General features: G+C 62.9%; 13 protein-coding genes. 3 read left to right on the forward strand and 10 right to left on the reverse strand.

From position 1 onward, the window contains the following. Nucleotides 1-169: 169 nt before the first annotated feature. From AAFN55_RS13755 to AAFN55_RS13765, 3 genes are read right to left on the reverse strand one after another with little or no spacing between them, the layout of a single operon-like run. Nucleotides 170-1,759, reverse strand: coding sequence for a hypothetical protein (locus tag AAFN55_RS13755; RefSeq protein WP_347799403.1), 1,590 nt, complete (start codon nt 1,757-1,759; stop codon nt 170-172). Beyond that, nucleotides 1,756-2,094 carry a hypothetical protein gene (locus tag AAFN55_RS13760; RefSeq protein WP_347799404.1) on the reverse strand — a complete coding sequence of 113 codons (339 nt, stop codon included), beginning with the start codon at nt 2,092-2,094 and terminating at the stop codon, nt 1,756-1,758. Before AAFN55_RS13760 ends, AAFN55_RS13755 begins: the two co-directional genes overlap by 4 nt. 14 nt (nt 2,095-2,108) lie before the next feature. Beyond that, a complete protein-coding gene (locus tag AAFN55_RS13765) occupies nt 2,109-2,636 on the reverse strand; it encodes a hypothetical protein (RefSeq protein ID WP_347799405.1) in 528 nt (175 codons plus the stop codon). A gap of 272 nt (nt 2,637-2,908) precedes the next feature. On the opposite strand from AAFN55_RS13765, the gene AAFN55_RS13770 reads away from it, so the two are divergent. Continuing rightward, entirely contained in the window at nt 2,909-3,919 is a 1,011-nt protein-coding gene (locus AAFN55_RS13770; protein ID WP_347799023.1) for an IS30 family transposase, read from the forward strand. Nucleotides 3,920-4,053: 134 nt separating this feature from the next. On the opposite strand, the gene AAFN55_RS13775 is transcribed toward AAFN55_RS13770, so the two are convergent. Beyond that, nucleotides 4,054-4,983: a LysR substrate-binding domain-containing protein gene (locus AAFN55_RS13775; protein WP_347799406.1), complete on the reverse strand. Its 930-nt coding sequence runs from the start codon at nt 4,981-4,983 to the stop codon at nt 4,054-4,056. A gap of 127 nt (nt 4,984-5,110) precedes the next feature. Here AAFN55_RS13775 and AAFN55_RS13780 point away from each other — a divergent pair, with 127 nt between their 5' ends. Continuing rightward, the gene (locus AAFN55_RS13780) at nt 5,111-6,340 is read left to right on the forward strand and encodes an acyl-CoA dehydrogenase (RefSeq protein ID WP_347799407.1); all 1,230 of its coding nucleotides are present in this window, start codon (nt 5,111-5,113) and stop codon (nt 6,338-6,340) included. A gap of 97 nt (nt 6,341-6,437) precedes the next feature. Then, nucleotides 6,438-7,268 carry a nucleoside triphosphate pyrophosphohydrolase gene (mazG, locus tag AAFN55_RS13785; RefSeq protein ID WP_347799408.1) on the forward strand — a complete coding sequence of 277 codons (831 nt, stop codon included), beginning with the start codon at nt 6,438-6,440 and terminating at the stop codon, nt 7,266-7,268. 5 nt (nt 7,269-7,273) lie between these two features. Here the strand turns inward: mazG and hflX are convergent, their stop codons facing one another. From hflX to AAFN55_RS13815, 6 genes are all read right to left on the reverse strand, one after another. Further along, complete coding sequence (gene hflX / locus AAFN55_RS13790; RefSeq protein ID WP_347800260.1) at nt 7,274-8,560, reverse strand: GTPase HflX; 1,287 nt, start codon at nt 8,558-8,560, stop codon at nt 7,274-7,276. Between the two features lie 108 nt (nt 8,561-8,668). Beyond that, complete coding sequence (gene hfq, locus AAFN55_RS13795) at nt 8,669-8,917, reverse strand: RNA chaperone Hfq (RefSeq protein ID WP_347799409.1); 249 nt, start codon at nt 8,915-8,917, stop codon at nt 8,669-8,671. A 143-nt stretch (nt 8,918-9,060) separates the two neighbouring features. Next, on the reverse strand, nt 9,061-9,924 hold the full coding sequence (locus AAFN55_RS13800; RefSeq protein ID WP_347799410.1) for a D-amino-acid transaminase: 864 nt from the start codon (nt 9,922-9,924) through the stop codon (nt 9,061-9,063). Nucleotides 9,925-9,977: 53 nt separating this feature from the next. Next, the gene (gene trkA / locus AAFN55_RS13805; protein WP_347799411.1) at nt 9,978-11,354 is read right to left on the reverse strand and encodes a Trk system potassium transporter TrkA; all 1,377 of its coding nucleotides are present in this window, start codon (nt 11,352-11,354) and stop codon (nt 9,978-9,980) included. Further along, entirely contained in the window at nt 11,355-12,716 is a 1,362-nt protein-coding gene (locus AAFN55_RS13810; RefSeq protein WP_347799412.1) for a sigma-54 dependent transcriptional regulator, read from the reverse strand. Continuing rightward, entirely contained in the window at nt 12,706-14,994 is a 2,289-nt protein-coding gene (locus tag AAFN55_RS13815; protein ID WP_347799413.1) for a PAS domain-containing sensor histidine kinase, read from the reverse strand. The genes AAFN55_RS13810 and AAFN55_RS13815 overlap by 11 nt, the downstream gene beginning before the upstream one ends. Between the last annotated feature and the right edge of the window lie 104 nt (nt 14,995-15,098).

Consider the following 15,098-nt stretch of genomic DNA (forward strand, 5'->3'; position numbering starts at 1 on the left):
GGACTGATCGGGCCGCGCGGCGCGTCCTCCAACGCAGACTGCCGGGCGCCCCCCGCGGCTCCCGGCAGCCATTCCTGATTTTCCATCAGGGCGCCAGCAGAGCCGGCAGAAACCATCAAAGCACGGACCGTGCCAAGACGAGCTGTGTCGCGTTGGCACACCAGACGGGTCATTTCTCGTCCCGTGTCCAGTGCACCTGTCCGTCGATGATCAGTTCGTCGGGATTGCCGGCATCATCGCCGTCGAACATCGCCACGAAATGCCGTTCGACGCCGTCCGGGCCGTCGATCAGCAAGGTGAAGTCCTCGAAGCTGTAGCGGGACCGGCTCACATCCGGGATGCCGACGACCGTGAGGTAGTGCGTGCCGAAGGCGCCGGCGACGAAGCCGCCGCGCGTATGCGTGAGCATGCCGTCCCGCGCGAACACATAATCACGGTCTCGGCGCACCCCCGACATGCCGACATTGAGATAGTAATAGGTGTGGTCGAGCGTCTGGCCGGACGGCATCGGCAGCAGGCGCCGCGCCTCCGAGAGGTCGATCGTCTCGCCTGCGTCCGGTCCGCCCGTCCGGGTGAGCGTCACCGTTCCCCATGTGCTCGTCCATGTGAACCAGCGATCCGGCTCGCGCTTGCGCGAGAGCGCGACATCGAGGTCGGTGAAGGCGAAGTTCCATTCGTGCCGGTAGGCGGTGCCGTCGCGCAACAGCACATAGATGTCCTCCCGGCGCCGGGTGTAACCATTGCCGAAACCGTCCATGAGGTTCTCGAATTCGGCATCGTAGAGCACCCGGTCGATCGCGCCGAGCGCGATGCCCTCATTGGGACCGGCAAAGGCTTCATCGAACGCGGGCGGGCGCAGCATCAGGCCGTCGGCGTCGTCCGCGCTGGCCAGTTCCCTGCCGGTTTCGGCAAGCGTGAAGATGCTGCATTCGCGCAGGCCGACGACGCCGCCGACGCGGTCGTCGCGAATCCAGCGCGGTTGCCCGACGACGACCATGTCCTGGCCGAGGCTTGCTGCCATGCGCTCTTCGTGGGGGTCTTCGGAAAACGAGGTGCAATCCGCCAGGAAGCGCGATTGCTGGTCGCCGCGCCATTCGCGCAGCTCATCCTCCGCTGTCACCCGCCCATGCAGCACCACGACGTTCCGTGCCTTGAGCCATTCGAGCAGGCGTTCCTCGCGGGCCTTTGAGAGGTCGCGATAGGCCTGCCCGCCTGCCTTGGAGCCGACCTCGCCCATGATCGTCTCGGCCTGCACGGAGAACGCCGCCAGCGGCAGGACTTGAACGTCGCCCGAGGGCGGCGGCGGAGCGGGCACTTCCGCGATCTCGATGCCGAAATCGTCGGCGTTGCGCATGAGATGGCGGACGGCCGCGCGAATGTCGTACATCTCCTCCGCCAGCGTATCGTTGAGGGTTTCGCAAACCGACGCACCGCCCCGGATGTTCTCGGCCGCCGCAGCCGCGACGATAGGGTCATGCTCGGTGAGCTGCTTGTCGAGATCCGGCAACGCCTTGCGGGCACCGGCGATAAGGCGGTCGAAACCGGCGAGGTCGACCCGGTAGCCCCACGCGGCCATGATGTCCCGCCGGTCGGCCTGTCCCTCCGGATGCTGCGCGTCGCAGACCTCGACATAGGCCCGCGCCAGCGTGACGGCCGTCAACGCCTTGCCCATGTTGATGGAGAATTCGTTTTTCGGCTCGGCCAGAGCCGGGGCGGCGAGCCCCGACACGACGGCCAGAAGGGCGATGCGCCGGATCACCGGCACGGCCCCACGATGCGCTCCACGCGCAAGGTCACTCCATCGAACGCGCCCTCGACCAGCAGGCATTCGTGGTCGTCCCAGGCGCGCTCGATCCGCCGCGTGGTGTCGTCCGGCGCATGGATGGGCGGCAAGTCGTCGCCCGACCAGAGAAGACGTGTCGGATCCTGCGCGTCGGGATCGGCGATGCCGCGCCACGGGCAGGGCGCCCTGACGCAAAAAATGCCCGTGCTGCCGACCGCCAGACTGATGGACTTGGCGGGCTCGTCACTGTCGGTGCGGCCGGATACGCCGAGCAAGAGGACGAACCCGAGAGCGGCGACAAACTTCAGCATCGCGGCCATCTCGTTCAGCGGTTCTCGAGACCGTTGGCCTCGCGCTCCCCGGGGATCGTGTCGCGGCGTTCCTCGATCGAGGCGCGGAACCCTTGCAGGCCCGCGCGCAGTTCGGCCAGCGTTTTGGCATGTTCGGTCTTGGACGTCGTGCCGTTGGGGTTGGCGGCATCCCATTCGAGCGCCCAGTCCACCGCGGCCAGCCATTCATCGACATTGCCGCCGATATATTCGTTGACCGGCCGGCCGACCTGTTCGGTCAGCGCGCTGAACAGCACGGCGCTGTTGCTGCTGCCGGTCGCGCCTTCGACGACGAGCAGGAAGCGGTAGCGAAGCTGGGCGGCATACATCCAGTTGGCGGCTTCGCGTCCGTTACCGCTTGCCAGCAGACGGGCCGCAAGCACGTAAAGCGCTGCCGGGTGCAGATCGGGCGCCTGCGCCTGCAACTGCTCGACGCTCATGCTGCCGAGATCGCCCATGTCCTGCGCCTTTGCGGGCCCCAGCAAGGTCGTCGCGAGAAGAAGTGCGAAAAGCAGACGGTGCATCATCAGATCCTCGATTCCTGCCCATTGGACGCCGCCGCGCGCCCGATCCTTTGGGGCGGGTGGCCCCAGCGGATAAAAGTCTCCGTCGCTATCTGAGTATATGCACGCGGTGCGTGTGGGAAGCCTCAACCTGCACGAACCGCGCATTCGCGGCGTCGGCGGCAAGTTCCATAAGATAGATTATGCGATTATCTGGTGTAGCCGGGTGGGTTCAAGGATGAAGTGCGACTTGCGAATGATACCAATGAGTTATCATACGCAAGGAAGATGCAATGAGACGCACCTACTCCCATATCGGCCTGGATGAACGTCGTAAGATTGCTCGCTGGCGGATGGCCGGCCTGAGCATCGAGATCATCGCAGAAAAGCTTGGACGGCATCGCTCGACGATCTTTCGCGAGATCAAGCGCAATATGTTCGTCGACAAGGTCGTTCCAGATCTCAACGGCTACTATTGCGTGACGGCCCACGGCATGGCTTGCGAGCGCCGCGCCAAGCTGCGGAAGCTGGCGCGTTTCTCACACGTCCGGCAGTCCGTTATCGACCGGATCATACATGGATGGTCGCCACAGCAGATCGCCGGTCGCATGCGCCTGGAGCGTCATCCGATCTCGGTCAGCCACGAGACGATCTACAAGTTTGCGTATTCGGCCGATGGCCAGGCCATCAAGCTGTGGCGGCATCTGCCGGAGCATCGAGCCAGGCGCCGCCCCCGGCATGCAAGGCGCAGACATGGCCGGCGCTTCAGCCCGGAACTGAACATCCTGCGCCGCCCGGATGTCGTTGCCGACCGTAAGCAGTTCGGACACTGGGAATGCGACCTGATCCAGTTCCGCAAGAAGTTCGGCAAGGCCAACGTCACATCGCTGGTCGAACGGGTCAGTCGCTTTGCCATCTTCCTGCGCAACAATGATCGACAGTCCCGGCCCGTGATGGATGGCGTCATACAGGCGCTACAGGCCCTACCCCACCTCGCTCGCCGTTCGATCACATTCGACCGTGGCACGGAGTTCACCGACTGGCCCTACCTTCAGGCAAGCATAGGCACCCAAACGTGGTTCTGCGACCCGCAATCTCCCTGGCAGAAAGGCACCGTCGAAAACACCAACGGCCGGGTGCGGAAATGGCTTTCGAGAGAGGTCGATCCATTATCTGTGACCGATGCCGACCTGATCGAGATCTGCAATCGGCTGAATGCGACGCCTCGCAAATGCCTCGGCTACCGAACGCCAGCGGAGGTCTTTCGAAAGAAACTGCTCGCCCAGATGAGGCATGCCGGCTAGCTTGAACCCACCCGCAAGTCGCATCTCAGCATGACTCCACAAGAGGGTGGGCTCTATCCTTGAAGCGCGGCTTTGCAGCGACACCCGCCTTGGGCAACAGTTCCCTCCACAGCAATGGAGGACGATCGTAACAATCAGCCCGCACCCGTTGAATTGCCTACACGAAAGCTCTCTAGCCAGGCCTTGAACGCATCGAACCCGTCGAGTGCTGCGCTGCGCTCGGGATAGATGAGCGAGTACGGTGCGCTGACGATCAACCGGCGCTCGGAAGCGAGCTTCAGACGTCCGTCCGCGAGTTCGGCTTCGGCAAGCACCTCGGGAACCAATGCGATGCCGAGGCCGGAAACAGCCGCCGCGATGACCATATCGAAGTGCTCGAAACGCGGGCCACGCAGGATCGAGCGCGGATCGATGCCGGCATCGCGAAACCAGTCAAGCCAGAGGCTCGGCCGGGTCGTCTGCTGGAGCAATGGAAGCCGTGCCAGCGCACCGTCTTCAAGCGCACCCTGCCCGACCAGGAATTCCGGCGCCGCGACGACGACGAGCCGCTCGTCCATCAACGGGACGAACTCCGCGTTCGCCGGCCGCATGTCGCTGCGTTGGATCGTGGCGTCGAATGGATCCGCGTCGAAGTCGACGGCATCCAGCCGGGACACGATATCGAATGTCACGGTCGGCATGATCGCACGGAAAAGCCGCAAACGCGGCACCAGCCACACTTTGCCGAAGGTCGGGAGCACTGCGAGGCGAAGCACCTGAGCCTGGTCGCCAAATGCCATGACCGACATTGCCGCCTGGTCGAGCTCGTCCAGGATACGGTCTGCTTCACGCCGGAACGACGTGCCGGCCTCCGAGAGAACCAGACGCTGGCGCACCCGGTGGAAAAGCCTGACGCCAAGCCGCTCTTCGAGCGTGCCCAAGGAACGGCTTATCGCACTTTGGGTGAGACTGAGTTCGTACGCCGCGCGCGTAGTCGAGCCCGTTCGTGCGCAGGCCGAGAATGCATGCAACTCGCTGATGGTCGGAAGATATGCGCCTCGCAACGGCTGCCTCACATCGGTCATGACTTTCACTCATGACCTTGCCATAAATGTTCGTTGGAAGCGAGCCCCTCGCCGTGCTAGGCCCCGCGCAAAGTCGGAAGGCGCGGACAATGCGCGCCGCGTCCGTCATGCGAGACAGGAGGACCAGATGCCCGCCACCGCCGAAACACGCACGCTCAAGGCCAAGGAACGTCCCGATCTTTCCAGCTTTAGTTGGAACGACCCGTTCCTGATCGAGGACCAACTCACCGAAGAAGAGCGCATGATCCGCGCCACCGCCGAGAGTTTTGCGACGGAAAAGCTGCAGCCCCGCGTCAACACGGCCTATCTCGAGGAAAAGACCGATCCGGATATCTTCCGCGAGATGGGCGAACAGGGCCTGCTCGGCGTCACGGTGCCGGAAGCCTATGGCGGCATCGGCGCCTCCTACACGGCCTATGGGCTGGTCGCACGCGAGGTCGAGCGGGTCGATTCCGGCTACCGTTCGATGATGTCGGTCCAGTCGTCGCTCGTCATGTACCCGATCTATGCCTATGGCTCGGAAGACCAGCGCAACAAATACCTTCCCAAGCTCGCTTCCGGCGAATGGATCGGGTGTTTCGGCCTGACCGAACCCGATGCGGGGTCCGATCCCGGCGGGATGAAGACACGCGCGACGAAGAGCGATGGCGGCTATGTGCTGAACGGCTCCAAGATGTGGATTTCGAACGCGCCGATCGCCGACGTCTTCGTCGTCTGGGCGAAGTCGGAAGCCCATGGCGGCAAAATCCGCGGCTTTGTGCTCGACAAGGGCACAAAAGGCCTTTCGGCACCGAAGATCGGCGGCAAGCTCAGCCTGCGCGCCTCGATCACCGGCGAGATCGTGATGGAAAATGTCGAGGTGGGCGAAGACGCCCTCCTCCCGCATGTCGAAGGCCTCAAGGGTCCGTTCGGCTGCCTCAATCGCGCCCGCTACGGTATCGCCTGGGGCGTCATGGGAGCTGCCGAGGACTGCTGGATGCGTGCGCGCCAGTACGGGCTCGATCGCAAGCAGTTCGGCAAGCCGCTCGCCGGCACGCAGCTTTTCCAGAAGAAGCTCGCCGACATGCAGACCGAAATCACGCTTGGCCTTCAGGCCGCGCTGCGCGTCGGCCGCCTGATGGATGAAGGCCGCGCTGCACCCGAGATGGTGTCGCTCATCAAGCGCAACAATTGCGGTAAGGCGCTCGACATCGCGCGCATGGCTCGCGACATGCATGGCGGCAACGGCATCCAGATCGAGTATCAGGTGATGCGCCACGCAGCCAATCTCGAGACCGTGAATACCTATGAAGGCACGCATGACGTCCATGCGCTGATCCTCGGCCGTGCGCAGACCGGCATTCAGGCTTTCTTCTAGGACGAGCCTTGCGCGCAGTAGACAGATTGCGCGCATCATCCTAACTCTCGGGCACGCGCCCGGGAGTTCCGGGCGGCCCGCCTTGCGAGTTGCGCCTATGACCCCGTCCAGAGACATCGCCCGCCTGATCGAGATCATGGCAGCGCTTCGCACGCCGGTGACCGGCTGTCCGTGGGATCTCGAACAGGACTTCGCGTCCATCGCTCCCTACACGATCGAGGAAGCCTACGAGGTCGCTGACGCGATCGCGCGCGGCGACATGGATGATCTGCGTGACGAGCTTGGGGATCTCCTGCTTCAGGTCGTCTATCACGCGAGAATGGCGCAAGAGGCCGGCGAATTCGCTTTCGAGGACGTCGTGGAATCCGTCACCACCAAGATGATCAGGCGCCACCCGCATGTCTTCGGCAACGAGGAAGCGCGCGCGGCGGGTAGCGCCAAGGGCATGTGGGAAAAGATCAAGGCGCAGGAGAAGGCCGAAAAGCGCAACGCACGTCTTGCGCGCGGGCTTGACCCGGAAGATCACGGCACAGGGTTCCTCGATGGCATCCCGCTCGTTCATCCAGCCCTCACCCGTGCTTTGAAGCTCCAGGAAAAGGCCGCCCGCGTCGGATTCGACTGGAAGGAAGCCAAGCCGATCCTCGACAAGATCGAGGAGGAAATCGCCGAGTTGCGCGAGGCGATGGACCGGCAGGATGAAGACCACACGACGGAGGAATTCGGCGACGTGCTGTTTGCTCTCGTCAATTTCGGCCGCCATCTGTCGATCGACGCGGAGAACGCGCTACGCCAGACCAACGACAAATTCCGCCGGCGCTTCCACTATGTCGAAGACGCCCTGAAGGCCGAAGGGCGCACGCTGGACGATGCCACGCTCGATGAGATGGAAGCTTACTGGCAGCAAGCCAAGACAGCGAAGCAGACCTGACCGGTCTATGAGGATCGTTTGAACCGGCTGGCGATCTCGGTGCGTATCGACGCCGTTGCACGCAATTCCAGATCGACGCCGCCATCCTCGCGGTCGGAACGCTTGACGACCTCGCTGTTGCGGTAGATCCAGTCGATCTCGCCTGCCCGCTCGGCAGGCAACGCGACCTTGATCGTCTCCAGCACGCCGGCAATCCGCTCCTCGACCAGTGCGCTGAGCGTATCGACGCCCTCGCCCGATATCGCCGAAATTGCGACCGGCTGTGTCGCGCCGATCTTGGCTCCAGCTTCGAGAAGCCGTTCCCGATCGGAATCGTCAAGCAGATCGACCTTGTTCCAGACTTCGAGAACGCGGCGCTCATCGTTTGCGTCGACCCCGAGGTCGCGCAGGATGCGCTCGACATCTTCTGCTTGCGCCGCCGTGTCCGGGTCGGAAATGTCGCGCAAATGGAGCACGAGATCCGCCTCGACCACCTCCTCCAGCGTCGCGCGGAAGGCTGCGACGAGGTGTGTCGGAAGGTCAGAGATGAAGCCGACCGTGTCCGACAGGATCACGATCGTGCCATGCGGCAGCTTGACCCGGCGCAAGGTCGGGTCGAGCGTGGCGAAGAGCATGTCCTCGGCGAGCACACCTGCACCGGTCATGCGATTGAAGAGCGTAGACTTGCCCGCATTGGTGTAACCGACGATCGCGACGACCGGATACGGCACCTTCTTGCGTTTGGAGCGGTGCAGATCGCGCGTGCGGCGAACCGTCTCCAGTTCGCGCTTCAGTTTTACGATCTTGTCTTGCAGAACGCGCCGGTCGGCTTCGATCTGGGTTTCGCCGGGTCCGCCGAGGAAGCCAGCGCCACCACGCTGGCGCTCAAGGTGCGTCCAGCTTCGGACGAGACGGCCCTTCTGGTAGTTGAGATGCGCCAGATCGACCTGCAGCGTGCCTTCACGCGTGCGGGCGCGACGGCCGAAAATCTCAAGGATGATGCCGGTGCGATCGAGAACCTTGGCGTTGAGCGCCTTTTCCAGATTGCGCTGCTGGACCGGCGTCAGGGGATGATCGAAGAACGCGAGTTCGACGTCCCTCTCCTTTACGATCGCCGCGATTTCTTCGACCTTGCCCGATCCGAGCAGGGTCGCCGGGCGCGGGTCATTGACGGTGACGACTTCGCAATGCACCGCGTCGAGGTCGATCGCGCCAGCAAGGCCGATCGCCTCCTCAAGTCTGGCCTGAGGAGACCGCGCCAGACGTGCGCGCTGGTGTGCATCTTCGCTGGACGTCCTGGGCTGGCGCGTCAGAACGGGAACGATGATGACGGCGCGGGCGGTCTTTTCCTGAGGCGCAGTTTCCCTGCCCGTCCGAGAAGGACGGCTTTCCTCAGCCCCTGCCCCGTCCTGGTGCTTCAATCAGCCGTCCCGGCCGCCTTCTTCGCCGTCGAACATCTGCACAGGCTGGCTCGGCATGATTGTCGAGATCGCGTGCTTGTAGACGAGCTGAGAATGCCCGTCGCGACGAAGAAGAACACAGAAATTGTCAAACGAAGTCACGACGCCCGTCAGTTTGACGCCGTTGATCAGAAAGATTGTAAGTGGATTCTTGCTCTTTCGAACCGAATTCAGGAACACGTCCTGCAAGTTTTGCGTACGTTCCGCCATTGTTCTTGTCTTTCGCCGATCCCCAACGGTGTGCCACTAGTAGCGCCCATTTGGTTGCGCCATGTCAAGCGCGCAGAAACCAGGTTCGATTGCCCAAATGGGTATCGAACGATTCACCCCGGCCCCTTTCGCTCACGCGGTTATCAGGCGGGGGTCTTTTCCGCAACGTCAAAAAAGGCTTCGCGCAGTGAAAGCGTAACTGAGCCGGGGTGTCCGTTGGCGACGCTGTCGCCGTCGATCGCCACGACCGGCATCACCACCGTCGTCGCCGCCGTGATGAAAGCCTCCTTCGCACGCTTCGCTTCATCCACTGAAAATGCGCGCTCCTCGACGGTCAGGCCGAGCTTTTTGGCAATGTCCATCACCGTTGCACGCGTCACGCCACGCAGGATGCCGAAATCCGCAGGGCGCGTCACAAGCTTGCCATCCGCCGTCACGATCCAGGCATTGGTGGCGGCTCCTTCCTTGACGGTTCCGTCGGGATCGACGAACCAGGCTTCCTGGGCGCCGGCCTCCTTCGCCTTCTGGCGCGCCATGACATTGGGGAGCAGGCCGACCGTCTTGATGTCCACACGCTCCCACCGGTTTTCCGGAACGGTTATGACCTTGATCCCATGCTCCGCGCGCTTCGCGGCTGCTTTCGGATCGCTGCGCTTGGACGTCACGACGAGAGCTGAACGTGTGGAGGCCGAGGGAAACACATGGTCGCGTGGCGCCACGCCTCGCGTTACCTGGAGATAGACCAGGCCATTCTCGACCCGGTTCCTGCGAACGACTTCCGCCATGATCATCTCGAGGCTGCGCCGCGACAGAGGCCAGGTGATCTTCAGTTCCGAAAGCGAGCGATCGAGCCGGTCGAGATGGCGCGTGACATCCATGAGATTGCCGCGCGCGACCTCGCAGACCTCATAGACGCCATCCGCGAATTGATAGCCCCGGTCTTCCACATGCACACTTGCATGGGCATGTAGCTCATATCGTCCGTTTACATAAGCGATGCGCGGCATGGTCCCTCTCGTCGTAAAGTTCTGTACCCGTGTGTGGATGGCTCGGTCATCTATCAGAAGAATTCGATGCTGACCCTGAACATCTGCTCGACCTGCTTGACCGCAGACGCCATCGCGAAGATGACGACGCGATCCTTCGGCTTGATCCGAAGCGAACCGTCCGGCTTCAGCAACACGCCATTGCGGAAGATCGCACCAAAGCGCATGCCGTCCGGCAGGTCCAGGTCGCGCAACGGCGGCCCCACCAATGGCGAGGTCTCCAGCGCCTCGGCCTCGATGATTTCGGCGGCACCGCGCTGAACGGAGTGGACCGCGCGGATGCGGCCGCGCCGGACATGCTGCAGGATGCGCGATATCGTCACCGTGCGCGGGTTCACATGGGCATCGATACCCAGCATCGACGTGAAATCGTGATAGGTCGGGTTGTTGATGAGGGCGAGATTTGCCTTGCAGCCAAGCTGCTTGGCCAGCACGCTGGAGAGGATGTTCACCTGATCGTCGTTGGTGAGCGCGATCATCAGATCGGCGTCGCCGATGTCGGCTTCCATCATGAGCTTGTGGTCCAGCGCACTGCCGTGAAGCACGACCGTACGCCGCAGCTCGTCGGCGATCGCAACCGCTCGCTCCCTGCCCGACTCGATGATCTTGACCTTCGTTCGACCCTTGCGGTTCTCGATCGTCCGCGCGACGTAGAGGCCGATATTGCCGCCACCGGCGATAACGATCCGAGTTGCTTCCTTCTCTTCGTGCCCGAAGAGGCCGAGCGTGCGGCGCACCTGATCCTTGGAAGTCGCCACATAAGCGAGATCGCCCGCCACGAGCTGGTCGGCGGAATGCGGCACGAAGAGCTTTCCGTCGCGCGAGACGCCCATGACGGTCGACAGGAGATCGGGAAACAACTCGCTCAACTGCGAAAGCGGTGTGTTGATGACCGGGCAGTCCTCCATGCACTCGATCGCCACCATCGCGATCTTGCCGTCGGCGAAGCTGACCACGTCGGTCGCGCCCGGCAGGGCGATGCGGCGCATCACCATTTCGCCGACTTCGAGCTCGGGCGAGATGATCACGTCGATCGGCAGATGCTCGCGCGAAAAGAGATCCATGTAGTGCGGGCGCAAATAGGACTGCGCACGGATGCGGGCAATCTTCGTCGGCACGTTGAAAAGCGAGTGGGCAACCTGACAAGCGACCATGTTGACCTCGTCATACAAAGTCACCGCGATGATCATGTCGGCCTGCTGCGCACCGGCAAGCTCCAGCACCTCCGGGTGCGAGCCATGGCCGACGAAACCGCGCACGTCGAGGGAATCGCGTACGTTGCGGATCAGTTCCGCCGACGTATCGATCACTGAGACGTCGTTTTTCTCGGACGCCAGCTTCTCCGCGATGCCGTATCCAACCTGCCCCGCCCCGCAGATTATGACGCGCATCTAGACCCCGAGCGACTTGAGCTTGCGGTGAAGGGCCGAGCGTTCCATGCCGATGAACTCGGCGGTGCGCGAGATGTTTCCGCCGAACCGGTTGATCTGCGCGAGCAGATATTCCTTCTCGAACAATTCGCGCGCTTCGCGCAGCGGCAGTGCCATGATGTGCTGGTCCGACTGGTTTGGAGCCCGGGGCATCACATCACCGATCTCCTGCGGCAGCAGGTCGGCGGTGATGGGCGAATCGACTTCGTCGCCCCGCGCCAGGATCATGAGCCTCTCGATGTTGTTCTTCAACTGGCGCACATTGCCGGGCCAGTTGTGCGCCTGGAGCACGGCAAGCGCGTCGTCGCCCATGCGGCGCATGCGGATGCCGGCCTGCCCGGCGATCTGGCGCATGAAATGATCGACAAGGAACGGAATGTCCTCCCGACGCTCCGACAGGCCCGGCACCATCACGGGCACGACCGCGAGACGGTGATAGAGGTCTTCGCGGAACCGCCCCTGCTTGATCAGGGATTCGATGTTCTGCGCGCTCGAGGAGATGATGCGGACATCGACCTTGACCCGTTTGGCACCGCCGACGCGCTCGAACTGCTGGTCGACCAGTACGCGCAGGATCTTGCCCTGCGTCTCGCGCGGCATGTCGGCGACCTCGTCGATATAGAGGATACCGCGATGCGCCTCCTCCAACGCACCGACCTTGCGTTCGCCGCCATTACCCTCGGTGCCGAACAGCTCGATCTCCATGCGCTCCGGCGTGATCGACGCGGCGCTGACGGTCACGAACGGGCCGCCCTTGCGCGTCGACAGCGCATGAATCGCACGCGCCACCAGCTCCTTGCCTGAACCGGAAGGACCTATGACCATCACGCGGCTGTTGGTCGGCGCGACCCGTTCGATCGTCTGGCGCAACTGCGTCATCGCGGCCGACATGCCGATCAGATCGAAGGTCTCACCGCTGCGCTTCTTCAGATCGGACAGTTCGCGCCGCAGCTTCGACGTTTCCAGCGCACGCTCCGCGATCAGGATGAGCCGGTCCGTCTTGAATGGCTTTTCGATGAAGTCGTAAGCCCCGCGCCGGATGGCAGAGACCGCAGTCTCGATCGTGCCGTGACCGGAGATCATCACCACGGGCAGGCCGGGGTGAAGCCGCTTGATCTCGTCCAGCAGCGCCAAACCGTCGAGCCGCGAACCTTGCAACCAGATATCCAGGAAGACGAGGCGCGGAGCGCGGTCGGAAATCGCCGCGAGCGCGCTGTCGGCATCATGTGCCGTGCGTGTCTCATGGCCTTCGTCGCTGAGAATACCTGCGACCAGTTCGCGAATGTCTTCTTCATCGTCTACGATCAGAATGTCAGACGCCATTTTCTACCTTTTCATTCGTCGCGCGCGCGGCGCGTGAAGCATCCACCGTTCCGCCTGCCCCGGCTTCGACAGCCGGCAACACGATACGGAGCATGGCCCCCCGGCCACCATGGAAAGACGCCGGCGCGTCGTGCAGTTCGAGCCTGCCGCCGTGGTCCTCTATGATCTTCTTGACGATAGCGAGACCGAGGCCCGTGCCCTTTTCGCGTGTCGTCATGTACGGCTCGAGCAATCTCTGCCGGTTCTCGCGCGGCAGCCCCCGACCGTTGTCGATGACGTCGACCGTGATCTGATCGCCGGATTTCGTCGCACTGACGCGAATGACGCCGGCAAGGCCGGTCTCCGCTTCGGCCGATTCGATCGCCTCGGCTGCATTCTTGATGAGATTGCCGAACGCCTGACTGAGGAGCCGGCTGTCGAACGTGCCCATGAGCCGCTCGCTGCCGAAATCGCGCTCGAACTTGATGTCGGCGCGGCTGACTTCGACCAGGAACGACGCCTCGCGCAACGGCTCGCGCAGATCGACGATCTGCATATCCGGCTTCGGCATGCGCGCGAACGCCGAGAATTCATCGACCATGCGCCCGATGTCGCCGACTTGGCGGATGATCGTCTCGGTGCACTGGTCGAAGATGTCGCGATCTTCGGTAATGACCTTGCCGAAACGCCGCCGGATGCGTTCGGCCGAGAGCTGGATGGGCGTGAGCGGGTTCTTGATCTCATGCGCGATGCGCCGCGCGACATCGGCCCAGGCCGAGGAACGCTGCGCCTGCAAGAGGTCTGTGATGTCGTCGACGGTTACGACGTAGGATGTCGCGGTGCCGTCCGCGCCATCGTCTTCGATCGTCACCTGGATGTTGAAGGTGCGCTCCGCCCCTCCACGATAGAACGTGACCTGTTCGCGGTAGACCGGTCTGCCGGATGCGCGTCCCAGTTCGTAGACACGACCGACATGCGGCAGCACCTCGACCAATGGTCGCCCAAGCGCGGTATCCGTGCGCACGGTGAGCATTCTCTCCGCGGATCGGTTGATGATCGACACCACCCCATCCTGATCGACACCGATAACGCCTGCGGTCACGCCCGCCAGCACCGCCTCGGAGAACCGGCGGCGCTCATCGATGAGGTCCTTGGCTCCGACGAGCTCGGTGCGCTGCGATTTGAGCTGCAGAATCATCTTGTTGAACGTATCGCCCAGCGACGCGACATCGCCGTCCGACTGCCGGATGGGCACCGCGACATCGAGATTGCCGGTCGCGACTTCATCGGCGGCGCCGATCAACTGCCGGATCGGGCGTACGATCCGGTCCGCTACCGCGATGCCGGTCCAGATGGCCGACAGAACGATCAAGAGCGTAACGCCGAGATAGATCAGGGCGAATGCCACTTGGGTGCTCAGGCGATTGTTCTCGAGCGCGCGATACTCATCCGTGTTCGCCCGGACGATCTGCCGGGCCCGGATGACTTCCGCATCCATCTCGCGGATCGTGTAGAGATAGGTATCCTCGAACTGCCGCAGCTTGATGATCGCGCCGACGAGGCTCCGAACTCCGGGCGGAATCAGAACCGGCAAGCCGTCGCTGGCGGTTTGTACCGCCTCGATAGGCGGCGCCGGCATGTCACTGCTCGCGGTCGTTTCCGCTTCCATGACGACCGAGCCATCAGCACGAATGAGCGCGGCATGCTGCAAGGCGCGACCGCGCGCCTGCTCGCTGAGGAACGTGCGAAAACCTGTTCTATCGAGGCCATAAAGCGTTCGGTTGGCGTCGAGGTCATACGCCATCGACAACGTCGTGCCCTGCAAATTGCGGGCATTTTCGATCACGTAGGCCTCGGCGATCGAAAGCGAGGAGTTGATGATCACTTTGGTGCGGATTTCGAACCAGCGATCGAGGCCGAGATCGAGCGTGACCGAGGCGACGATCGCCACCAGCATGGCAGGGATAGCCGCCACCAGGGCAAACATCGTAACGATGCGCACATGCAGGCGAGACGCGGCTTTCCCGCGTCTGCGGGCCATCACGATGCGATGGACCTCACGCAAAATCAGCGCGATCAACAGCAGGATGAATCCAGCATTGATCGCGATGAGCGTGAGTGTTGTGGTCTCGTCGGGCGTGATCGGTGTGAGGCCCAGCAAAACCGCGAACGACAGACCCGCAGTTATGAGCGCGCCGACGATCGTGGCAATGCCCGGAAGGGCGAGCAGACGACGAGTGTCGGCGGCTTGAGCCTGTCCGTAGGCATGTCCATCTATTGCAGGGGTTTGAAGCGCCATCGGGATTCGGTCAACCGTCCATCACGCGTTGCACCTATGCAACGCATTGTGGCGATTATGCAACAAACTTGTCGCCAGGCCCACCCATTCGGCACCGCTGAAGG

This window comes from Mesorhizobium sp. CAU 1732, assembly GCF_039888675.1.
Lineage (GTDB): Bacteria > Pseudomonadota > Alphaproteobacteria > Rhizobiales > Rhizobiaceae > Aerobium.

Coding starts and splice junctions, on each gene's coding strand:
- AAFN55_RS13815 (WP_347799413.1), bottom strand. CDS start 14,994: ATGGCGCTTCAAACCCCTGCAATAGATGGACATGCCTACGGACAGGCT.
- AAFN55_RS13760 (WP_347799404.1), bottom strand. CDS start 2,094: ATGCTGAAGTTTGTCGCCGCTCTCGGGTTCGTCCTCTTGCTCGGCGTA.
- AAFN55_RS13770 (WP_347799023.1), top strand. CDS start 2,909: ATGAGACGCACCTACTCCCATATCGGCCTGGATGAACGTCGTAAGATT.
- AAFN55_RS13765 (WP_347799405.1), bottom strand. CDS start 2,636: ATGCACCGTCTGCTTTTCGCACTTCTTCTCGCGACGACCTTGCTGGGG.
- AAFN55_RS13800 (WP_347799410.1), bottom strand. CDS start 9,924: ATGCCGCGCATCGCTTATGTAAACGGACGATATGAGCTACATGCCCAT.
- mazG (WP_347799408.1), top strand. CDS start 6,438: ATGACCCCGTCCAGAGACATCGCCCGCCTGATCGAGATCATGGCAGCG.
- AAFN55_RS13810 (WP_347799412.1), bottom strand. CDS start 12,716: ATGGCGTCTGACATTCTGATCGTAGACGATGAAGAAGACATTCGCGAA.
- hfq (WP_347799409.1), bottom strand. CDS start 8,917: ATGGCGGAACGTACGCAAAACTTGCAGGACGTGTTCCTGAATTCGGTT.
- trkA (WP_347799411.1), bottom strand. CDS start 11,354: ATGCGCGTCATAATCTGCGGGGCGGGGCAGGTTGGATACGGCATCGCG.
- AAFN55_RS13775 (WP_347799406.1), bottom strand. CDS start 4,983: ATGACCGATGTGAGGCAGCCGTTGCGAGGCGCATATCTTCCGACCATC.
- AAFN55_RS13780 (WP_347799407.1), top strand. CDS start 5,111: ATGCCCGCCACCGCCGAAACACGCACGCTCAAGGCCAAGGAACGTCCC.